Origin of the sequence: Pseudomonas sp. R43(2017), from assembly GCF_002112345.1 — a bacterium.
Taxonomy (GTDB): domain Bacteria; phylum Pseudomonadota; class Gammaproteobacteria; order Pseudomonadales; family Pseudomonadaceae; genus Aquipseudomonas; species Aquipseudomonas kribbensis.
On the sequence record NZ_NEHJ01000003.1, the window covers coordinates 47880 to 67264 of the forward strand.

The window sequence follows — 19385 nt, forward strand, 5'->3', positions numbered from 1 at the left end:
TGCAACGTTTTGCTTGAAACGGTCAAGGAATCGCCCCCTTTACAGGTTGCCGGAAAGAAAAGGTGACGGATTATGCCACGACCGGACGGTTTCGGCGTCGCCGCTGGCCGGGGTTTGTCCCATTGTCACTGGCCGCCGTCCACCGATGTGCGACATAGGTGCAACGGTCAGCCACAGCCTAAGCGGCTAATATGGCAGTTCAACGCTGTCGATTGTCCGGGATTTCCGCTTTATGCAAACCGCTTATACCGTCCTGATCCTGCTGATGCTGGTCAGCGTCTCGCGTCTGGTCGGACGGGTCATCCCGTTGCCGCTGCCACTGGTGCAGATTGCCGCCGGGGCCTTGCTGGCCTGGCCAACACTTGGCCTGCATGTGGCTCTGGATCCCGAGCTGTTCCTGTTTTTGTTCCTGCCGCCGCTGTTGTTCTCCGATGGCTGGCGCATGCCCAAACGCGAATTGTGGCGTCTGCGCGGGCCGGTGCTGACGCTGGCCGTCGGGTTGGTGCTGTTTACCGTGGTGGGGGCCGGCTACTTCATTCACTGGCTGCTACCGACTATTCCGTTGCCGGTGGCCTTCGCGCTGGCGGCGGTGCTGTCGCCCACCGACGCCGTGGCGGTGTCGGCGATTTCGCAGAACCGCTTGCCGACGCCGCTGATGCACATGCTGCAAGGCGAAGCGTTGATGAACGATGCCTCGGGTCTGGTGACCTTCAAGTTCGCCCTGGTGGCGGCAGTCACTGGTGCGTTTTCTTTGGCCAACGCCAGTCTGACGTTTGTGCTGGTGGCGGTGGGCGGGCTGGCGGTCGGTGTTGCGCTGAGCTGGCTGGTGGGCCGCTTGCGCGCATGGATGATCGCCCGGGGGTGGGACGATCCGGCGACCCATGTGGTGTTCATGTTGCTCCTGCCGTTTGCCGCTTATGTGTTGGCCGAACGGCTCGGCGCCTCGGGCATTCTCTCGGCGGTGGCGGCGGGGATGATGCAGAGCTGGCTCGATCTGCTGCCGCGCCAGACCAGCACCCGTTTGCTCAATCGCAGCGTCTGGTCGTTGCTGGAGTTTGCTTTCAACGGTTTGATCTTCCTGCTGCTCGGTCTGCAACTGCCGGACATCATCAAGGCTGTCGTCAGCCACGAAACCTCATTGTGGCCGACCCTGTTCTATCGCTGCCTCGACGTGGTGGCGATTTTCCTGGCACTGGTGTTGTTGCGTTTCATCTGGGTGCAAAGCATCTGGCGTCTGTCGGTCCTGCTGCGTCGCTTGCGCGGCAAGGGCGACCTGACACAAGTGCCGACCGCTCGTTCCTGCTGGCTGTTGACGGTCGGCGGGGTGCGCGGTGCGGTGACGCTGGCGGGCGTGATGTCGGTGCCGATGCTGATGGGCAACGAGGCCTTTCCCGAACGTGATCTGCTGATCTTCATCGCCGCCGGGGTGATCCTGATGTCACTGGTGGCAGCCTGCATCGCCTTGCCGTTGCTGCTGCGCGGGATCCAGAAAAGCCCCGACGATAAACGCCGCCAGGAAGTCCGCGATGCCTGGCGCAAGACCGCCGAAGCGGCGATCCATGCGCTGGAGATCGAAGAGGTCAATCCGCAGGATGCAGCGCAAGCGGCACTGTCGGCCGAGCTCAAGGCGCGGATCATGTCCGAGTATCGTCATCAACTGGAGGTGTTCAACGATTCGGCGGAAGCCCAGGCGCTGGCATTCCAGATGGATCTGCTTGAACGCCGCCTGCGTCTCAAGGCGCTGCGCGCGCAACGCCTTGAGTTGTACAGCCTGAGCCGTCAGCACCAGATCGGTGATGACGTGTTGCGTGAAGTGTTGGGCGAGCTGGATCTGAGTGAGGCGAATCTGGGGCAAGTCAAGTGAGTTGCGGGTGCGCCTGTTTGATCAATGAACCGGTGAGCGAAATCATGGGCGGTACGAAGGATCGTCAGGGGATTCGGAAGGCGTCTCCGGGTAGACCGCTCTGACCAGACGAATGTCTTCTTCGCTGAGCATCATGTTCATGCCGACCTCCAAGAGGCCGTCGGTGAATGCTTTATCAACCGGGTAATGCATGATCGACAGTCTGTCGTAGTCCGTAAGCACCGGGTGTATCTCGTCGATAGGATCGAAAAAATTTCGGTCGATCTCTTCGCGACTCCAGCCGAATGCGGCGTAGTGGTCACGGACTTTGGATTTGTTCCAGGGGATATTCGCCTCAGGGTGCAAGTGCTCGTGGTGGAGGCCGAGTACGTGACCAAATTCGTGAAGTACTGTCGCTTCGAAAAGCTTGGAACCGGGTTTTTCTGCGATCCAGGTCGTCGGTTCACCGGGGGCTGCCAATAGAGCATCTGTGCCGATCGTAGAAAGGTTATCCTGGGTATTTGTCTTGATTCTGATCGTTGCAGTAAGGGAACTGACGAAAACGATATTCAGGTTCGTCAACCTTGCCCATTTCCAGATGACTTTTTTAAAGGCGGTTTTGTCATCTTCGCTTAAGTCATCCAGAAAGCAGACGGAAAGCGTTCGGAAGTTTTTCCAGAGTTTTGAGTAGAGCCCGACCGAGTGTATGGAGTGGCTGTCTGCTCGTGAGTTTTCAGGACGTTCCGAGATGGCGGTCTTGTAAGAAAGCAAGGGATCAGCCGCTTGAAAGGTTTTGCATAGGTTATGGCAGTTCATTACTAAATTTCCCTATAAGAGTCTGGATGGTTTGGGGCAATTTAAACGGGGGGGTGGTTGAATGGTTTAGTCTTGCGGACCGCAGAGTGCGGGCGGGTAAAAGCTAAAGGAAAGTGCGGGCCGAGCGAAGTCAGCTTGTGTTGCGTGATATTGAAAGTTCGCGAGGTGTTGCACCAGGCGAACTTTTTGTGTCGATATCGGTTGTTTATTTTGGATAAAGCAATCGCATCAGTCGCTTGTCTTTTCTACTGATCCGGCGGTTGATCGGCACCTCCCAGTCGCCCACCGTCAATGTGTTTGCCACCGGGTGGTGCATGATCGATTTCCGGTCGTAGGAGGTGTAGATCGCGTCCAGAGTGTCGAAGGACGCGAACAGGTTTCTGTCGACCTGCTCCTCGGTGAGCGGGTTCATTTCCCGATTTTTGTAGAACTCGTACACCTTAGGCTTATCCCACGGAATATTGGCCTTGGGGTGCTGATGTTCGTGCATTGCACCCAATGCGTGGCCGAATTCGTGGATCACGATCACCTCGAAGTCTTCATGTTCCGGTTTGACCCCCAGATTCATGGTGGGATGGTCGGGGTGGATCAACAGCGCATCGGTGCCCAGCATCGAGCTGTTGTCATTGTTCTTTGTCGCGATCCGGATGTCGCCTTTCAAATCGTCGACAAATTCGAACTTCAGGTTGATGTACGGCAACCATTGCCTGGCCGCCGCGATAATCCTGTTCTTGTGATCGGTATCGGGTGAATCCATGAAGGCAACTTTCAGGGTGCGGCCGTTGGCCCAGAGTTTTGAATAGTGAACGATGGAGCGTTTACGTCGAGTGCCGGAACTTTTACCGGCATTGGCGGGGTTTTCATTGATGGCTGCCGTATAAGCGGCTTGATCATCTGGCCATTGAATGAGTTGGCAATCCAGCAGATCGTTCATTTGCACTTCTTCCTTGAAGTTAAAGTTTTGAGTTTGTTTGTGCGCAGGGACAGGCGCGGCTCAAGACTAACGTCTGGCCGGAGGGCAAGTGAGATAAATAGTTGAAGGATCTGTAACCCGATATATGAGGCGCCCGTGCCGGATTGCCCGGCACGGGCGTTCAGGCGTTACTTGTGGCGCAGGACGAAATCGCGGATGCGTTCGGCCGCTTCGACGCATTCAGCCAGCGGCGCAACCAGTGCCATGCGCACGCGGCCGGCACCCGGGTTGACCCCGTCGACATCCCGGGACAGATACGAACCCGGCACCACGGTCACGTGCTCTTCGGCAAACAGATCCCGGCAGAACGCGGCGTCATCACCTTGAACGTTCGGCCAGAGGTAGAAGCTGCCATCCGGACGCTGCACATCCATCACGGGGCTGAGGATCGCCAGTACGGCGTCGAACTTCTCGCGATACAGCGCACGGTTGGCGCGTACATGCACTTCATCATTCCACGCAGCAACGCTGGCCAGTTGGGTCTGAACCGGCATCGCGCAGCCGTGGTAGGTGCGGTACAGCAGGAAACCCTTGAGGATGTCTGCATCACCGGCTACAAAGCCCGAGCGCAGGCCAGGCAGGTTCGAACGCTTGGACAGGCTGTGGAAGACCACACAGCGTTTGAAGTCCTTGCGACCCAGTTCGGCGCAGGCGCTGAGCAGGCCTGGCGGTGGCGTCTGTTCGTCGAAGTACAGTTCGCTGTAGCACTCGTCGGCGGCGATCACGAAGTCGTATTCGTCGGCCAGGGCGATCAGTTTTTTCAGCACGTCGACCGGAATCAGCGCGCCGGTCGGGTTACCCGGCGAGCACAGGAACAGAATCTGGCAGCGTTTCCAGATGTCCGGCGATACCGCGTCGAAGTCCGGGTTGAAGCCGTTCTCGTCCAGGCATGGCAGGTAGTGCGGTTTGGCGCCGGCGAGGAACGCCGCGCCTTCGTAGATCTGATAGAACGGGTTCGGGCTGACCACCAGCGCGTCGTCGCCACGGTTGACCACGGTCTGGGTAAACGCGAACAGCGCTTCACGGGTGCCGTTGACCGGCAGCACGTTGCGCGCCGGGTCGATCCAGCCGCTCGGCACATTGAAACGACGCTCGCACCAGGCGGCGATGGCTTCGCGCAAAGCCGGAATGCCGAGGGTGGTCGGGTACACCGCCATCTGATCCAGGTTGTTGGCCAGGGCTTCGGCGACAAAGCTTGGCGATCGGTGTTTCGGCTCGCCGATGGACAGCGCGATCGGGCGCTTGTCCGGGTTCGGCGTGACGCTGCCGAGCAGGGCGCGTAGCTTTTCGAACGGGTAGGGCTGCAACTGGGTCAGAGCGTTGTTCATCGGTGCGGGGTCTCGTGCAAAGCGATTGAATCCGGGCGCGCAATCAAATGCTGATGCGCGACAGTTTGATATCGGGTTCCTGATTGACGCTGAGCTGCTCGACAATGGCATCCTGCAAGCGGCTGCACAGCAGCGGATCGGACAGCGGCTGATTGTGGGCGTCGGTGATGAAGAACACGTCTTCCACCCGCTCGCCCAGGGTGGCGATCTTGGCGTTCTGCAGCGACAGATCGAACTCCAGGAAAATCCCGCCGATCCGTGCCAGCAAACCCGGGCGGTCGGGTGCGGTGAGTTCCAGCACCGTCACCGGACGCTGAGCGTCGTTGTGGATCGTCACTTGTGGTGCGAACGCAAAGTGTTTGAGCTGGCGCGGCACCCGACGCTGGATGATGGTCGGGTAATCGTCAGGATTGCGCAGGGCTTCGGTCAGACCGTCGCGGATCTGCTTGATCCGCAGCGGATTGTCGCCGATCGAATCGCCATCGGTGTCGAGCACGATATAGGTGTCGAGGGTGAACTGACTGCTGGACGTGATGACCCGGGCGTCGTGAATGTTCAGGTTGAGCTGGTCCATCGCGGCCACGGTCACGGCGAAGAAATCATGCTGGTCCGGGGCATAGATGAAGATCTGCGTACCGCCCTCGAATTCGCGCTGGGTGGTTTCCTTGATCAGCACCAGCGGGCCGCCGTCGGCCGGCTGCTGGAGAATCGCATCGCTGTGCCAGGCCACGTCGCCGGCGGTGTGACGCAGGAAATAGTCGTCGCCCAGTTGCGCCCACAATTGCTCGACGTCGTCCGGATCGGTACCACCGCGCACCAGAATATCCAGCGCTGCGCTCTGGGTCTGGCGGATCTGTTCTTCGCGATCCACCGGGTTTTCCAGGCCGCGACGCAGGGCGCGTTTGGTCTCGGTGTAGAGCTGGCGCAGCAGGCTGGCACGCCAGGAGTTCCACAGGGTCGGGTTGGTCGCGTTGATGTCGGCCACGGTCAGCACGTACAGGTAGTCGAGGCGGGTTTCGTCGCCGACGATCTGGGCGAAGTCATGGATCACCTGCGGGTCGGACAAGTCCTTGCGCTGGGCGGTGGTCGACATCACCAGATGGTTCTGCACCAGCCACACGATCAGGCGGCTGTCCCACACCGGCAGCTGATGGCGCTGGCAGAACGCCTCGGCATCCACCGCGCCGATATCCGAGTGGTCGCCGTGCCGGCCCTTGCCGATGTCGTGATACAGGCCCGCCATGTAGATCAGTTCGGGTTTCGGCAGTTTGGCCATGAGCTTGGCGGCCAGCGGGAATTTTTCCGACACCTGTGAGTACTGCAATTTGCGCAGGTGTTTGATCAGGTTCAGCGTGTGGGCATCGACCGTATAGATGTGGAACAGGTCGTGCTGCATCTGTCCGACGATGAAACCGAATTCCGGCAGATAGCGCCCGAGAATGCCGTAGCGGTTCATCCGTCGCAGGTTGCGGTGGATGCCGATCTTGCACTTGAACAGTTCGATGAACAGGCTGGTGTTGCGGATGTCGTTGCGGAAATTGTCGTCGATCAGGTGACGGTTTTCCCGCAGCAGGCGAATGGTGTCGGCGCGTACACCCTTGATTTCCGGCTGCTGGGCCATCAGCACGAAGATCTCGAGCATGGCGAACGGCGTGCGGCGGAACACGTTGTCGTTGCGTGCCTCGATGTAACCGTCGTGCAGCTGAAAGCGCGAATTGATCGGCTGCGGCGGCGCTTCGTCTTCCGGGGCGAGGATGACTTCCTCGAAGTGCTGGATGATCAGGTCGCTGAGCTGGGCGATGCTCATCACCACGCGGAAGTACTGCTGCATGAAGTTTTCGACGGCCTGCTTGGCGTCGTCGCCTTCAAATCCCAGCAGCCCCGCAATGGTGCGCTGGTGATCGAACAGCAGGCGGTCTTCGGAGCGGCCAGCCAGCATGTGCAGCGCGTAGCGCACTTTCCAGAGGAATTCCTGGGACGACGCCAACAGGGCGTTTTCACTCTCGACCAGGAAGCCTTCGCCGGCCAGGGCGCGCAGATTCAGGGTGCCGTACTGGCGACGGGCGACCCACAGAATCGTCTGGATATCCCGTAGTCCGCCGGGCGAGCCTTTGACGTTGGGTTCCAGGTTGTATTCGGTGTCGTTGTACTTGTGGTGGCGTGCCTTCTGCTCGGAGCGTTTGGCCAGGAAGAATTCCTTGCTCGGCCACATGTGGGCGGTGCTGGTGACATCGAGCATGCGCTGGCGCAGACGCTCGGGGCCGCAGATGGTACGGCTTTCCATCAGGTTGGTAACCACCGTCAGGTCGGCGCGGGCCTCTTCGGCGCATTCATCCACCGAGCGAACGCTCTGACCGACTTCCAGGCCGATGTCCCACAACAGCGTCAGAAAGCGCTCGATGGAATCACGGAAGATTTCGTGGTCGGCGCTGTCCAGCAGAATCAGCAGGTCGATGTCGGAATAGGGGTGCAATTCGCCGCGACCGTAGCCGCCGACCGCGACCAGCGCAATGTCGGCGTCTTCGCTCCAGTTGAACTGGTCCCAGGCCTTTTGCAGGATGTTGTCGACGAACCAGGCGCGATCCTCGATCAGTCGCCGGATGTCGCGGCCGCTGCGAAAGCGTGCATCGAGCACTTCGCGGGCCTGGCGGATCGCCTTCTTGAACGCCGCGATGGGACTCGCTTTCAGGGCCAGTTCAGCCTGGAACTGCCCGCGGTCGAAGAGTTCGGGATCCACCTGCGGCATCGATTGGCTTTCCTTCTATAGGCTGGGAACGGTGTCTGGATCAGGCCGAGATGCGCGGGATGGTGTCGTCGCTGCGCAGGGTGAAGATCTCGTAGCCGGTGTCAGTGACAAGCAAAGTGTGTTCCCACTGTGCCGACAACTTGCGATCCTTGGTGATCGCGGTCCAGCCGTCGCCCAGCACCTTGGTGTCGGCCTTGCCCTGGTTGATCATCGGTTCGATGGTGAAGGTCATGCCGGCCTTCAGTTCCATGCCGGTGCCCGCGCGACCGTAGTGCAGGATCTGCGGCTCTTCGTGGAACACCTTGCCGATGCCGTGACCGCAGAATTCGCGCACCACGGAGAAACCGTTCTTTTCAGCGTGCTTCTGGATGATCTCGCCGATGTCGCCGAGACGGCAGCCGGGTTTGACGATCTCGATCGCCTTGTACATGCATTCCTGGGTGACCTGGGACAGGCGCTCGGCCCAGACCGGCACGGTGCCGACGTGGAACATGCGGCTGGTGTCGCCGTGGTAGCCGTCCTTGATCACCGTGACATCGATGTTCAGGGTGTCGCCGTTTTTCAGCGGCTTGTCGTTCGGGATGCCGTGGCAGACCACGTGGTTGATCGAGGTGCAGATCGACTTCGGGTAGCCCTTGTAGTTGAGCGGGGCAGGGATGGCCTGCTGCACGTTGACGATATAATCGTGGCAGATCTGGTTCAGTTCATCGGTGGTCACGCCCGGCTTGACGTGCTCGGCAATCATTTCCAGCACATCGGCGGCCAGTTTGCCGGCGACACGCATGCCAGCGATGTCCTCGGGAGTTTTGAGGGTGACGGTCATACAGGCTCTCTCTGCGCTCGGCGGCGCTTGCTGATACGGACAGGGCGGCGGTTTTCGCCAGATCGCCCTGAAAAACGCGATTCTAACAGACCAAAGGCGCAAATCCGCGCCGGCGTGCATCGCTTCTCTCTATACAATAGTGCGCGCAAGGCCGATTCCAAGGGGCCGGCATCCATGTCCCTGACGGGATTAAAGATTCCGGGTTCCGTTTGCGGCCTTGCTGTGGTATAAAATGCGCCGCTTTCCGGGGATAGCCCCGGGAGCATTAACCCACACACGTGTCGACACGATGACCTGGGTGCCTTTGATCCTCGGATCAGGGGTTGGTCATTGGGATACGTGGAGGCCCAACCCGACTTATCAAGGAACTATCATGTCCCAAGTCAATATGCGCGATATGCTGAAGGCCGGTGTGCACTTCGGTCACCAAACCCGTTACTGGAATCCGAAAATGGGCAAGTACATTTTCGGCGCGCGTAACAAGATTCACATCATCAACCTTGAAAAAACCCTGCCAATGTTCAACGAAGCTCTGACTTTTGTAGAGCGTCTGGCCCAGGGCAAAAACAAGATTCTGTTCGTCGGCACCAAGCGTTCCGCTGGCAAGATCGTTGCTGAAGAAGCAGCACGTTGCGGTTCGCCGTACGTCGATCACCGCTGGTTGGGCGGCATGCTGACCAACTTCAAGACCATCCGTGCTTCCATCAAGCGTCTGCGTGACCTTGAAGTACAAGCCGAAGACGGTACTTTCGCCAAGCTGACCAAGAAAGAAGCGCTGATGCGCTCCCGTGATCTTGAGAAGCTGGATCGCTCCCTGGGCGGCATCAAGGACATGGGCGGTCTGCCAGACGCACTGTTCGTGATCGACGTTGACCACGAGCGCATCGCGATCACCGAAGCCAACAAGCTGGGCATCCCGGTCATCGGCGTTGTCGATACCAACAGCAGCCCGGAAGGCGTTGACTACATCATCCCAGGCAACGATGACGCAATCCGCGCTATCCAGCTGTACATGGGTTCGATGGCTGACGCAGTTATCCGTGGTCGCAACAATGTTGCTGGCGGTACTGTTGAATTCGCAGCTGAAGAAACTCAGGCTGCAGCTGAGTAATTGACGCCCTGGCGTTGACTCAGTAAGCAAAAAGGGGGCTTGGCCCCCTTTTTGCCACCTCGAAAACCATCTGTCGGCGCCCACTTGTGGCAGCGCTCGCCCTGTATCTGTAACGTGCAGCGGCTACAAGGTGGTTCGGGAAGAATTGAACGCCCGTTCGATCGGGTGGAATGGTTGAAAACCTATCCAAGAGGAATTTGAAAATGGCAGCAATTACTGCAGCGTTGGTCAAAGAACTGCGCGAGCGTACCGGCGAAGGCATGATGGATTGCAAGAAGGCCCTGGAAAAGGCTGGCGGCGACATCGAAAAAGCCATTGATGACATGCGTGCTTCGGGCGCGATCAAGGCTGCCAAGAAAGCCGGCAACGTTGCCGCTGAAGGCGCTATCGCTGTCAAGGCTGACGGCAAGTCTGCCGTTCTGCTGGAAGTGAACTCGCAGACCGACTTCCTGGCCCTGCAGGACGACTTCAAGAACTTCGTCAGCGAAAGCCTCGAAGAAGCCTTCGCTCAGAAGCTGACCGACGCGGCTCCGCTGATCGCTTCGCGTGAAGCTGCTCGTGAAGCCCTGGTTGCCAAGTGCGGCGAAAACGTCAACATCCGTCGTCTGGCGCGTGTTGAGGGTGACGTTGTAGGCGCTTACCTGCACGGCAACAAGATTGGTGCAGTGGTTGTTCTGAAAGGCGGCGACGTCGACCTGGCCAAGAACATCGCCATGCACGTTGCAGCTTCGAACCCGGAGTTCCTGGACGCGTCGGAAATTTCCGCCGAGGCCATCGAGCGCGAGAAGAACGTATTCCTGCAGCTGAATGCCGACAAGATCGCTGGCAAGCCGGAAAACATCGTTGAGAACATGATCAACGGTCGTATCACCAAGTTCAAAGCCGAAGCCTCGCTGAAAGAGCAAGCCTTCGTCATGAACCCTGAAGTCAAGGTTGGCGAGCTGGCCAAGAAAGCCGGTGCCGAAATCGTTTCCTTCACCTACTTCAAAGTAGGCGAAGGCATCGAGAAGCCAGTTGATGACTTCGCTGCCGAAGTTGCCGCTCAAGTGGCTGCCGCCAAGCAGTAAGACGGTTTTTCAACTGTCGCCCGAAAGAGGCTGCCCGCTCACGCGCGCAGCCTCTTTTCAGATAGGGTTACCAATTTTTAATTGGTTTCCCCTTGGAACTGACTTACAAAGCCATGTTCCGATGGCGCTGAAGCAGCGCCACGCTAGAGTGAACGCAGCTGCAAACAGCTCGCAAAGAATTTTTAAATACGCCGCAGGAGAGATTCGCAATGGCTCAGCAGGGCAGTGGTTATCAGGCTCGCTATAAACGCATTCTACTCAAGCTTAGCGGCGAGGCCCTGATGGGCTCGGAAGAGTTCGGGATCGATCCGAAAGTGCTGGATCGCATGGCGCTGGAAGTCGGCCAGTTGGTCGGCATCGGCGTTCAGGTCGGTCTGGTGATCGGCGGCGGCAACCTGTTCCGCGGTGAAGCGCTGAGCAAGGCCGGCATGGATCGGGTCACTGGCGACCACATGGGCATGCTGGCCACTGTGATGAACGCCCTGGCCATGCGCGATGCGCTGGAACGTGCCAATATCTCGGCCATCGTGATGTCGGCCATTTCCATGGTCGGTGTGACCGATCACTATGATCGTCGCAAGGCCATGCGCCACCTGAACTCCAAGGACGTGGTGATTTTCGCGGCCGGTACCGGCAATCCGTTCTTTACCACGGATTCGGCAGCCTGCCTGCGTGCCATCGAGATCGATGCGGACGTCGTGCTCAAGGCAACCAAGGTCGATGGCGTCTACACCGCCGACCCGTTCAAAGACCCGCATGCCGAGAAGTTCGATCATCTGACTTACGATGAAGTACTGGATCGCAAGCTGGGCGTAATGGATCTGACGGCCATCTGCCTGTGCCGCGACCACAAGATGCCATTGCGCGTATTCAACATGAACAAGCCCGGCGCCCTGCTGAACATCGTACACGGCGGCGCTGAAGGAACCCTGATCGAGGAAGTTCAACAATGATCAACGAAATCAAGAAAGACGCCCAAGAGCGCATGAAGAAGTCGATCGAGTCGCTGAGTCATGCATTCGGCCAGATTCGTACCGGCAAGGCTCACCCGAGCATTCTGGGTAGCGTGATGGTGCCTTACTATGGTGCCGATACCCCTTTGAGCGGTGTTGCGAACGTTACGGTAAAAGACTCCCGGACCCTGCAGGTCGTGCCGTTCGAGCGCAACATGCTCACGGCGGTCGACAAGGCGATCATGAACGCCGGTCTGAACCTCAATCCGACCAACCTTGGCGAACTGCTGCTGGTTTCCATGCCGGCCCTGACCGAAGAAACCCGTAAGGGCTTCACCAAGCAGGCGCGCGCAGCGGCTGAAGATGCTCGCGTTGCCGTGCGCAACATTCGCCGCGATGCACTGGGTGATCTGAAGAAGCTGGTCAAGGACAAGGAAATCAGCGAAGACGAAGAGCGCCGTGCGGCGGCTGATATCCAGAAGCTGACCGACAAGGCTGAAGCTGATATCGACGCAGCTACCAAGGAAAAAGAAGCGGATCTGATGGCCGTATAAGGGTCGAGCTTTAAATGGAAAAGACCAAGCAGACTGCGCCGTCCGCGGTGCCGCGCCATGTCGCGATCATCATGGATGGCAACAATCGCTGGGCGAAAAAACGCTTTATGCCGGGTGTCGCCGGGCATAAAGCGGGTGTAGATGCTGTGCGGGCGGTGATCGAGGTGTGTGCCGAGGCCGGGGTCGAGGTGCTGACCCTGTTCGCCTTCTCCAGTGAAAACTGGCAGCGCCCGGCCGATGAGGTCAGTGCCTTGATGGATCTGTTCTTCAAGGCATTGCGTCGTGAGGCCAAGCGCCTCAATGACAACAACATCAGCCTGCGCATCATCGGTGACCGTTCGCGTTTCCATCCCGAGCTTCAGGCGGCCATGCGTGAAGCTGAAGCGATGACTGCGGGCGCCAATCGCTTCATCCTGCAAATTGCTGCCAACTACGGCGGTCAGTGGGATATCGCGCAAGCTGCGCAGCGCCTGGCTCGCGAGGTTCAGGCCGGGCACCTGCGGCCGGAAGACATCACTCCGGATCTGCTGCAAACCTGTCTGGCGACCGGTGACCTGCCATTGCCGGACCTGTGCATCCGTACGGGCGGTGAGCACCGCATCAGCAACTTCCTGCTGTGGCAACTGGCCTATGCCGAGTTGTACTTCTCCGACCTGTTCTGGCCGGACTTCAAACACGATGCCATGCGTAATGCACTGGCCGATTTCGCTTCGCGTCAGCGTCGTTTCGGTAAAACGAGCGAGCAGATCGAAGCTGGAGCCCGGGTTTAATGCTTAAACAACGAATCATCACTGCGCTGATCCTGCTGCCGATCGCACTGGGCGGGTTTTTCCTGCTCGAGGGTTCCGGTTTTGCGCTGTTCATCGGCCTGGTGGTCAGTCTGGGTGCCTGGGAGTGGGCGCGCCTGGCCGGTTTCACCGCGCAATCGTTTCGCGTTGGGTATGCGGCAGTCGTCGCGCTGATGCTGTTCGTCATGTACATCCTGCCGGGGCTGGCGCCCTGGGTGCTCGGTGCTTCGGTGATCTGGTGGGCGGTAGCAACCTGGCTGGTGCTGACCTATCCGCGCTCCAGCGAGCGCTGGGCCAGTGCCGCCAGCAAGCTGGTGATTGGTTTGCTGATTCTCCTGCCAGCCTGGCAAGGCCTGGTTCAGATCAAGCAATACCCTTTGGGTAACTGGCTGATCATGGCGGTGATGGTGCTGGTCTGGGGCGCCGATATCGGTGCCTACTTTTCCGGTCGTGCATTCGGCAAGCGCAAGCTGGCCCCGCAAGTCAGCCCGGGCAAAAGCTGGGAAGGCGTGTATGGCGGCCTGGCGCTGAGCCTTGTCATCACCACGCTGGTCGCTCTATTTCGTGACTGGACAGTGGCGCAACTGTTCAAAGGCCTGATTGGCGCTGCGCTGATCGTGTTCATCTCGGTGGTGGGCGATTTGACTGAAAGCATGTTCAAGCGTCAGTCCGGTATCAAGGACAGCAGCAATCTGCTGCCGGGCCATGGCGGCATACTGGACCGCATTGACAGCCTGACGGCCGCGATCCCGGTATTCGCCGTGCTGTTGTGGATGGCTGCACCGTGAGCCGCCCACAACAGGTCACTGTTCTGGGGGCAACCGGCTCGATCGGTCTGAGCACTCTGGATGTCATCGCTCGTCACCCTGACCGTTATCAGGTGTTTGCGCTCAGTGGCTTTACGCGTCTGAGCGAGCTGTTTTCCCTGTGCGTACGCCATGTGCCGCAGTTCGCTGTGGTGCCGGAAGTCGCGGCAGCCCGTGGTTTGCAGGATGATTTGCGTGCCGCCGGCCTGTCGACCCGGGTGCTGGTAGGTGAGGAAGGGCTGTGTCAGGTCGCGGCAGCCCCTGAGGTGGATGCCGTGATGGCAGCCATCGTCGGCGCTGCGGGTCTGCGCCCGACCCTCGCCGCTGTCGAGGCGGGCAAGAAAATTCTCCTGGCCAACAAGGAAGCGCTGGTAATGTCCGGCGCCTTGTTCATGGAGGCCGTGCGCAAGAGCGGTTCGGTCCTGCTGCCCATCGACAGTGAGCACAACGCGATTTTCCAGTGTATGCCGCAGGATTTCGCTCGTGGATTGAGCAATGTCGGTGTGCGTCGGATTTTGCTGACGGCCTCGGGTGGTCCTTTCCGGCAGACGCCGATGGCCGAACTGGCGCATGTTTCTCCCGATCAGGCCTGTGCTCATCCTAACTGGTCCATGGGGCGCAAGATTTCCGTGGATTCGGCCAGCATGATGAACAAGGGACTCGAGCTGATCGAGGCCTGCTGGCTGTTCGATGCCCGGCCGTCGCAAGTCGAAGTGGTGATCCATCCGCAGAGCGTGATTCACTCTCTGGTCGACTACGTAGATGGCTCGGTACTGGCGCAGCTGGGTAATCCCGACATGCGTACGCCTATCGCCAATGCGCTGGCCTGGCCTGAACGCATTGATTCGGGCGTGGCGCCACTGGACCTGTTTGCCGTCGCCCGCCTGGACTTCGAGGCGCCCGATGAGGAGCGCTTCCCGTGCCTGCGGCTTGCCCGTCAGGCTGCCGAGGCCGGCAACAGCGCACCTGCCATGCTTAATGCCGCGAATGAAGTTGCGGTGGCGGCGTTTCTCGACGGGCGGGTTCGCTATCTCGAAATCGCGAGTATCATCGAGGAAGTGTTGAATCTCGAGCCGGTGGTTGCGCTGAATGATCTCGATGCGGTGTTCACAGCGGACGCGGCAGCACGTACGCTCGCCGGGCAATGGCTGACCCGTCACGGTCGATAGACCCTGCGGTACAAGGCTTCACGCGGCATAGAACAGGATTGCGGAGAAAGTAGATGAGCGCGCTCTATATGATTGCCGGCACCCTGATCGCCCTGGGTGTGCTGGTCACCTTTCACGAATTCGGCCACTTCTGGGTCGCGCGTCGCTGTGGCGTCAAGGTTCTGCGCTTTTCCGTGGGCTTCGGCATGCCGTTGCTGCGCTGGCATGACAAGCAGGGGACCGAGTTTGTTGTCGCAGCCATCCCGTTGGGTGGCTACGTCAAGATGCTCGATGAGCGTGAAGGTGAAGTGCTCGCTGATCAGCTTCATTTGTCTTTCAATCGCAAGTCCGTTCGCCAGCGTATTGCTATCGTCGCTGCCGGCCCCGTCGCCAACTTCCTGCTGGCCATGGTGTTTTTCTGGGTACTGGCCATGCTCGGCAGCGAGCAGGTGCGTCCGGTCATCGGTGCTGTCGAGTCCGGCAGTATTGCTGCGAAAGCCGGTCTGAATGCAGGTCAGGAAATCGTCGCCATCGACGGTGAGCCGACTTCGGGCTGGGCGGCGGTCAATCTGCAACTGGTACGTCGCCTGGGGGAAAGCGGTTCCCTGCAGGTGCTGGTGCGTGAGCAGGGCTCTACGGCCGATTCTCCGCGTGAGCTTGCGCTGGATCACTGGCTCAAGGGTGCTGACGAACCGGATCCGATTCGCTCTCTGGGTATTCGTCCATGGCGTCCGGCGTTGCCACCGATTCTCGCTGAGCTCGATCCGAAAGGCCCGGCCCAGGCAGCCGGGTTGAAGACCGGTGATCGTCTGCTGGCACTGGACGGCAAGGTGCTGGATGACTGGCAGCAAGTGGTCGACACCGTTCGTACGCGTCCTGATACCAAAATCATGCTGCACGTTGAGCGCGACGGTGCTCAAATCGACGTCCCCGTGACGTTGGCCGCGCGCGGTGAAAGCAAGTCGCCAAGTGGTTATCTGGGGGCGGGAGTGAAAGCTGTCGACTGGCCACCGGAGATGATCCGCGAGGTCAGTTATGGTCCTTTGGCCGCGATTGGCGAGGGTGCCCGTCGTACCTGGACCATGAGCGTGCTGACGCTGGATTCACTGAAGAAAATGCTGTTCGGCGAGCTCTCGGTAAAAAACTTGAGTGGACCGATAACCATTGCTAAAGTGGCGGGCGCTTCTGCCCAGTCGGGCGTTGCTGATTTCCTGAATTTCCTTGCTTATCTGAGTATTAGCCTGGGGGTTCTGAATTTGCTGCCTATTCCTGTACTGGATGGGGGGCATTTGTTGTTTTATCTGATCGAGTGGGCGCGTGGTCGTCCCTTGTCGGATCGGGTGCAAGGTTGGGGGATACAGATCGGTATCAGTTTGGTGGTCGGGGTGATGTTGCTTGCTCTGGTCAACGATCTGGGTCGACTGTAACGCTTCGCTGAATTGCGAATCTGCCGCATTTTGCGGCAGTTTGTTTATTGCCAGTTGGAATAAGAAAGGACTTCATGAAACGTCTGCTGCTAACTGCGGTTCTCACCGTATTGATGATCGCCGAAGTTCACGCCGAGTCCTTCACTATCTCTGATATTCGCGTCAATGGCCTCCAGCGGGTCTCCGCGGGTAGCGTCTTTGGTGCCTTGCCGTTGAACGTCGGCGAGCAGGCGGATGATCGTCGCCTGGTGGAATCCACTCGTGCGTTGTTCAAAACCGGTTTCTTTCAAGATATCCAGCTGGGCCGCGAAGGCAACGTTCTGGTGATCACGGTCGTTGAACGTCCATCGGTCGCGAGCATCGAGATCGAAGGCAACAAGGCGATCTCCACCGAAGACCTGATGAAGGGCCTCAAGCAATCCGGTCTGGCCGAAGGCGAGATCTTCCAGCGTGCGACCCTCGAAGGCGTGCGTAACGAACTGCAACGCCAGTACGTTGCGCAAGGTCGTTATTCGGCCACCGTCGATACCGAAGTGGTATCGCAGCCGCGTAACCGTGTCGGCCTGAAAGTGAAGATCAACGAAGGCACCGTCGCTGCCATTCAGCACATTAACGTGGTGGGCAACACGGTTTTCCCTGAGGAAGACCTGACCGACCTGTTCGAACTGAAGACCACCAACTGGTTGTCGTTCTTCAAGAACGATGACAAGTACGCCCGTGAAAAGCTTTCCGGTGACCTGGAGCGTCTGCGTTCCTACTACCTGGACCGCGGCTATATCAACATGGATATCGCTTCGACCCAGGTTTCCATCACCCCGGACAAGAAGCACGTCTATATCACTGTCAACGTCAACGAAGGCGAGAAGTACACCGTTCGTGACGTCAAGCTCAGCGGTGATCTGAAAGTCCCTGAAGACCAGGTCAAGTCGCTGCTGCTGGTGCAAAAGGGCCAAGTGTTCTCGCGCAAGCTGATGACCACCACCTCGGAACTGATCACCCGTCGTCTGGGTAACGAAGGCTACACCTTCGCCAACGTCAATGGCGTTCCGCAGCCGCACGATGACGATCACACCGTCGACATCCTGTTCGCTGTCGATCCGGGCAAGCGTGCTTACGTCAACCGCATCAATTTCCGTGGCAACACCAAGTCCGAAGACGAAGTGCTGCGCCGCGAAATGCGTCAGATGGAAGGTGGCTGGGCTTCGACGTACCTGATCGACCAGTCCAAGACTCGTCTTGAGCGTCTGGGCTTCTTCAAGGAAGTGAACGTCGAGACTCCGGCTGTTCCGGGTGTCGACGACCAGGTTGACGTGAACTATGCGGTTGAAGAGCAGGCTTCCGGTTCCATCACCGCCAGCGTCGGTTTTGCCCAGAGTGCCGGTCTGATCCTCGGTGGCTCGATCACCCAGAACAACTTCCTGGGTACCGGTAACCGCGTCAGCGTCGGCCTGACCCGAAGCGAATACCAGAGCCGTTACAACTTCGGCTACGTTGACCCCTACTGGACCGCCGATGGCGTGAGCCTGGGTTACAACGCGTTCTATCGCACCACCGACTACAAAGACCTCGACGTCGACGTAGCAAGCTATGCGGTAGACAGCCTGGGCGCCGGTGTGAACGTCGGTTACCCGATCAGCGAGACTTCGCGTCTGACCTTCGGTCTGTCGGCTCAGCAGGACAAGATCAAGACCGGTACCTACACCGTTGACGAGATTTTCGACTTCGTTAAGCGCGAAGGCGATCAGTACCTGAACTTCAAGGCGTCGGCCGGCTGGTCCGAGTCCACTCTGAACAAGGGCGTGTTGCCAACTCGTGGCCGTTCCCAGAGCGTGACCCTGGAATCCACCATTCCTGGCAGCGACCTGTCGTTCTACAAGCTTGATTATCGTGGTCAGCTGTTCCAGCCGATTACCGAGAACTATACCCTGCGCCTGCATACCGAACTGGGTTACGGCGATGGTTATGGTTCGACGGATGGCTTGCCGTTCTATGAAAACTACTATGCTGGTGGTTTCAACTCGGTTCGTGGCTTCAAGGACAGCACCCTCGGTCCACGCAGTACGCCAAGTAAGGGTACTAACCCTGGCACCCTGGCAGACCCGGACCAGGATCCGCTTCCGTTCGGTGGTAACGTCCTGATTCAGGGCGGTGTTGAAGTCCTGTTCCCGCTGCCATTCGTCAAGGATCAGCGTTCCCTGCGTACCTCGGTATTCTGGGATGTGGGTAACGTGTTTGACTCGCAGTGCAAGGATACTGTGAACGCCGATGGCTCGAAGTCCAGCACCAAGTGCAACGACATCAGCCTGAGCAACATGGCCAGTTCCGTCGGTGTCGGCGTGACCTGGGTTACCGCACTGGGTCCTTTGAGCTTCGCGTTGGCCACACCGATCAAGAAACCGGATAACGCTGAAACTCAAGTGTTCCAATTCTCCCTCGGCCAGACGTTCTAAGCGTCTGACCCAAGATAACGACAATGGATTTTGTAGGAGTGCATCGTGCGTAAGTTGACTCAATTGGTTCTCCTGGCCTCCGTACTGGTGGCAGGCCCGGCATTTGCCGACATGAAAATCGCTGTTCTGAACTATCAGATGGCTCTGCTGGAGTCCGATGCGGCCAAGAAGTACGCCGTGGATGCCGAGAAGAAGTTCGGTCCTCAACTGACCAAACTCAAGACGCTGGAAAGCAGCGCCAAGGGTATCCAGGATCGTCTGATGGCTGGCGGCGACAAGATGCAGCAGGGCGAGCGTGAGCGCCTGGAACTGGAATTCAAGCAAAAGGCCCGTGACTTCCAGTTCCAGTCCAAGGAACTGAACGAAGCCAAGGCTGTTGCTGACCGTGAAATGCTCAAGCAGCTCAAGCCGAAACTGGATAGCGCAGTGGAAGAAGTCATCAAGAAAGGTGGTTTTGACCTGGTGTTCGAGCGTGGCGCAGTGATCGATGTCAAACCTCAGTACGACATCACGCGCCAGGTTATCGAGCGCATGAATCAGCTGAAGTAACCC

At 58.7% G+C, this 19385-nt stretch carries 16 protein-coding genes; 11 read left to right on the forward strand and 5 right to left on the reverse strand.

Features of this window, described 5'->3' with window-relative positions; all coding sequences use genetic code 11:
- The first annotated feature begins 232 nt into the window (after positions 1-232).
- Positions 233-1864 (forward strand): Na+/H+ antiporter, encoded by a 1632-nt coding sequence (locus CAG02_RS08615; RefSeq protein ID WP_085712833.1) that lies wholly within the window; start codon positions 233-235, stop codon positions 1862-1864.
- A 42-nt stretch (positions 1865-1906) separates the two neighbouring features.
- Here CAG02_RS08615 and CAG02_RS08620 read toward each other — a convergent pair whose 3' ends face one another.
- The 5 genes from CAG02_RS08620 to map form a co-directional block, all read right to left on the reverse strand.
- Entirely contained in the window at positions 1907-2659 is a 753-nt protein-coding gene (locus tag CAG02_RS08620; protein ID WP_085712834.1) for a M12 family metallopeptidase, read from the reverse strand.
- Positions 2660-2864: 205 nt separating this feature from the next.
- On the reverse strand, positions 2865-3593 hold the full coding sequence (locus tag CAG02_RS08625; RefSeq protein WP_085712835.1) for a M12 family metallopeptidase: 729 nt from the start codon (positions 3591-3593) through the stop codon (positions 2865-2867).
- A gap of 167 nt (positions 3594-3760) precedes the next feature.
- Complete coding sequence (gene dapC / locus CAG02_RS08630) at positions 3761-4960, reverse strand: succinyldiaminopimelate transaminase (RefSeq protein ID WP_085712836.1); 1200 nt, start codon at positions 4958-4960, stop codon at positions 3761-3763.
- A gap of 43 nt (positions 4961-5003) precedes the next feature.
- Positions 5004-7706 (reverse strand): [protein-PII] uridylyltransferase, encoded by a 2703-nt coding sequence (locus CAG02_RS08635; protein ID WP_085712837.1) that lies wholly within the window; start codon positions 7704-7706, stop codon positions 5004-5006.
- 40 nt (positions 7707-7746) lie between these two features.
- Entirely contained in the window at positions 7747-8529 is a 783-nt protein-coding gene (gene map, locus CAG02_RS08640) for a type I methionyl aminopeptidase (RefSeq protein WP_039769663.1), read from the reverse strand.
- A gap of 373 nt (positions 8530-8902) precedes the next feature.
- Here map and rpsB point away from each other — a divergent pair, with 373 nt between their 5' ends.
- The 10 genes from rpsB (at position 8903) to CAG02_RS08690 (ending at position 19382) form a co-directional block, all read left to right on the forward strand.
- Complete coding sequence (rpsB, locus tag CAG02_RS08645; RefSeq protein WP_003222119.1) at positions 8903-9640, forward strand: 30S ribosomal protein S2; 738 nt, start codon at positions 8903-8905, stop codon at positions 9638-9640.
- Positions 9641-9843: 203 nt separating this feature from the next.
- Entirely contained in the window at positions 9844-10707 is an 864-nt protein-coding gene (tsf, locus tag CAG02_RS08650) for a translation elongation factor Ts (RefSeq protein ID WP_085712838.1), read from the forward strand.
- A gap of 209 nt (positions 10708-10916) precedes the next feature.
- Positions 10917-11660: a UMP kinase gene (pyrH, locus tag CAG02_RS08655; protein WP_011332683.1), complete on the forward strand. Its 744-nt coding sequence runs from the start codon at positions 10917-10919 to the stop codon at positions 11658-11660.
- A complete protein-coding gene (gene frr / locus CAG02_RS08660) occupies positions 11657-12214 on the forward strand; it encodes a ribosome recycling factor (RefSeq protein ID WP_085688727.1) in 558 nt (185 codons plus the stop codon). Before pyrH ends, frr begins: the two co-directional genes overlap by 4 nt.
- A 14-nt stretch (positions 12215-12228) precedes the next feature.
- The gene (gene uppS, locus CAG02_RS08665) at positions 12229-12984 is read left to right on the forward strand and encodes a polyprenyl diphosphate synthase (protein WP_085712839.1); all 756 of its coding nucleotides are present in this window, start codon (positions 12229-12231) and stop codon (positions 12982-12984) included.
- The gene (locus tag CAG02_RS08670) at positions 12984-13790 is read left to right on the forward strand and encodes a phosphatidate cytidylyltransferase (protein WP_085712840.1); all 807 of its coding nucleotides are present in this window, start codon (positions 12984-12986) and stop codon (positions 13788-13790) included. Before uppS ends, CAG02_RS08670 begins: the two co-directional genes overlap by 1 nt.
- Entirely contained in the window at positions 13787-14977 is a 1191-nt protein-coding gene (gene ispC, locus CAG02_RS08675; protein ID WP_085712841.1) for a 1-deoxy-D-xylulose-5-phosphate reductoisomerase, read from the forward strand. Before CAG02_RS08670 ends, ispC begins: the two co-directional genes overlap by 4 nt.
- Positions 14978-15030: 53 nt before the next feature.
- Entirely contained in the window at positions 15031-16383 is a 1353-nt protein-coding gene (rseP, locus tag CAG02_RS08680) for a sigma E protease regulator RseP (RefSeq protein WP_085712842.1), read from the forward strand.
- Between the two features lie 74 nt (positions 16384-16457).
- Positions 16458-18833, forward strand: coding sequence for an outer membrane protein assembly factor BamA (gene bamA, locus CAG02_RS08685; protein ID WP_085712843.1), 2376 nt, complete (start codon positions 16458-16460; stop codon positions 18831-18833).
- Positions 18834-18878: 45 nt separating this feature from the next.
- Positions 18879-19382, forward strand: coding sequence for an OmpH family outer membrane protein (locus tag CAG02_RS08690; RefSeq protein ID WP_003222140.1), 504 nt, complete (start codon positions 18879-18881; stop codon positions 19380-19382).
- Positions 19383-19385 lie beyond the last annotated feature (3 nt).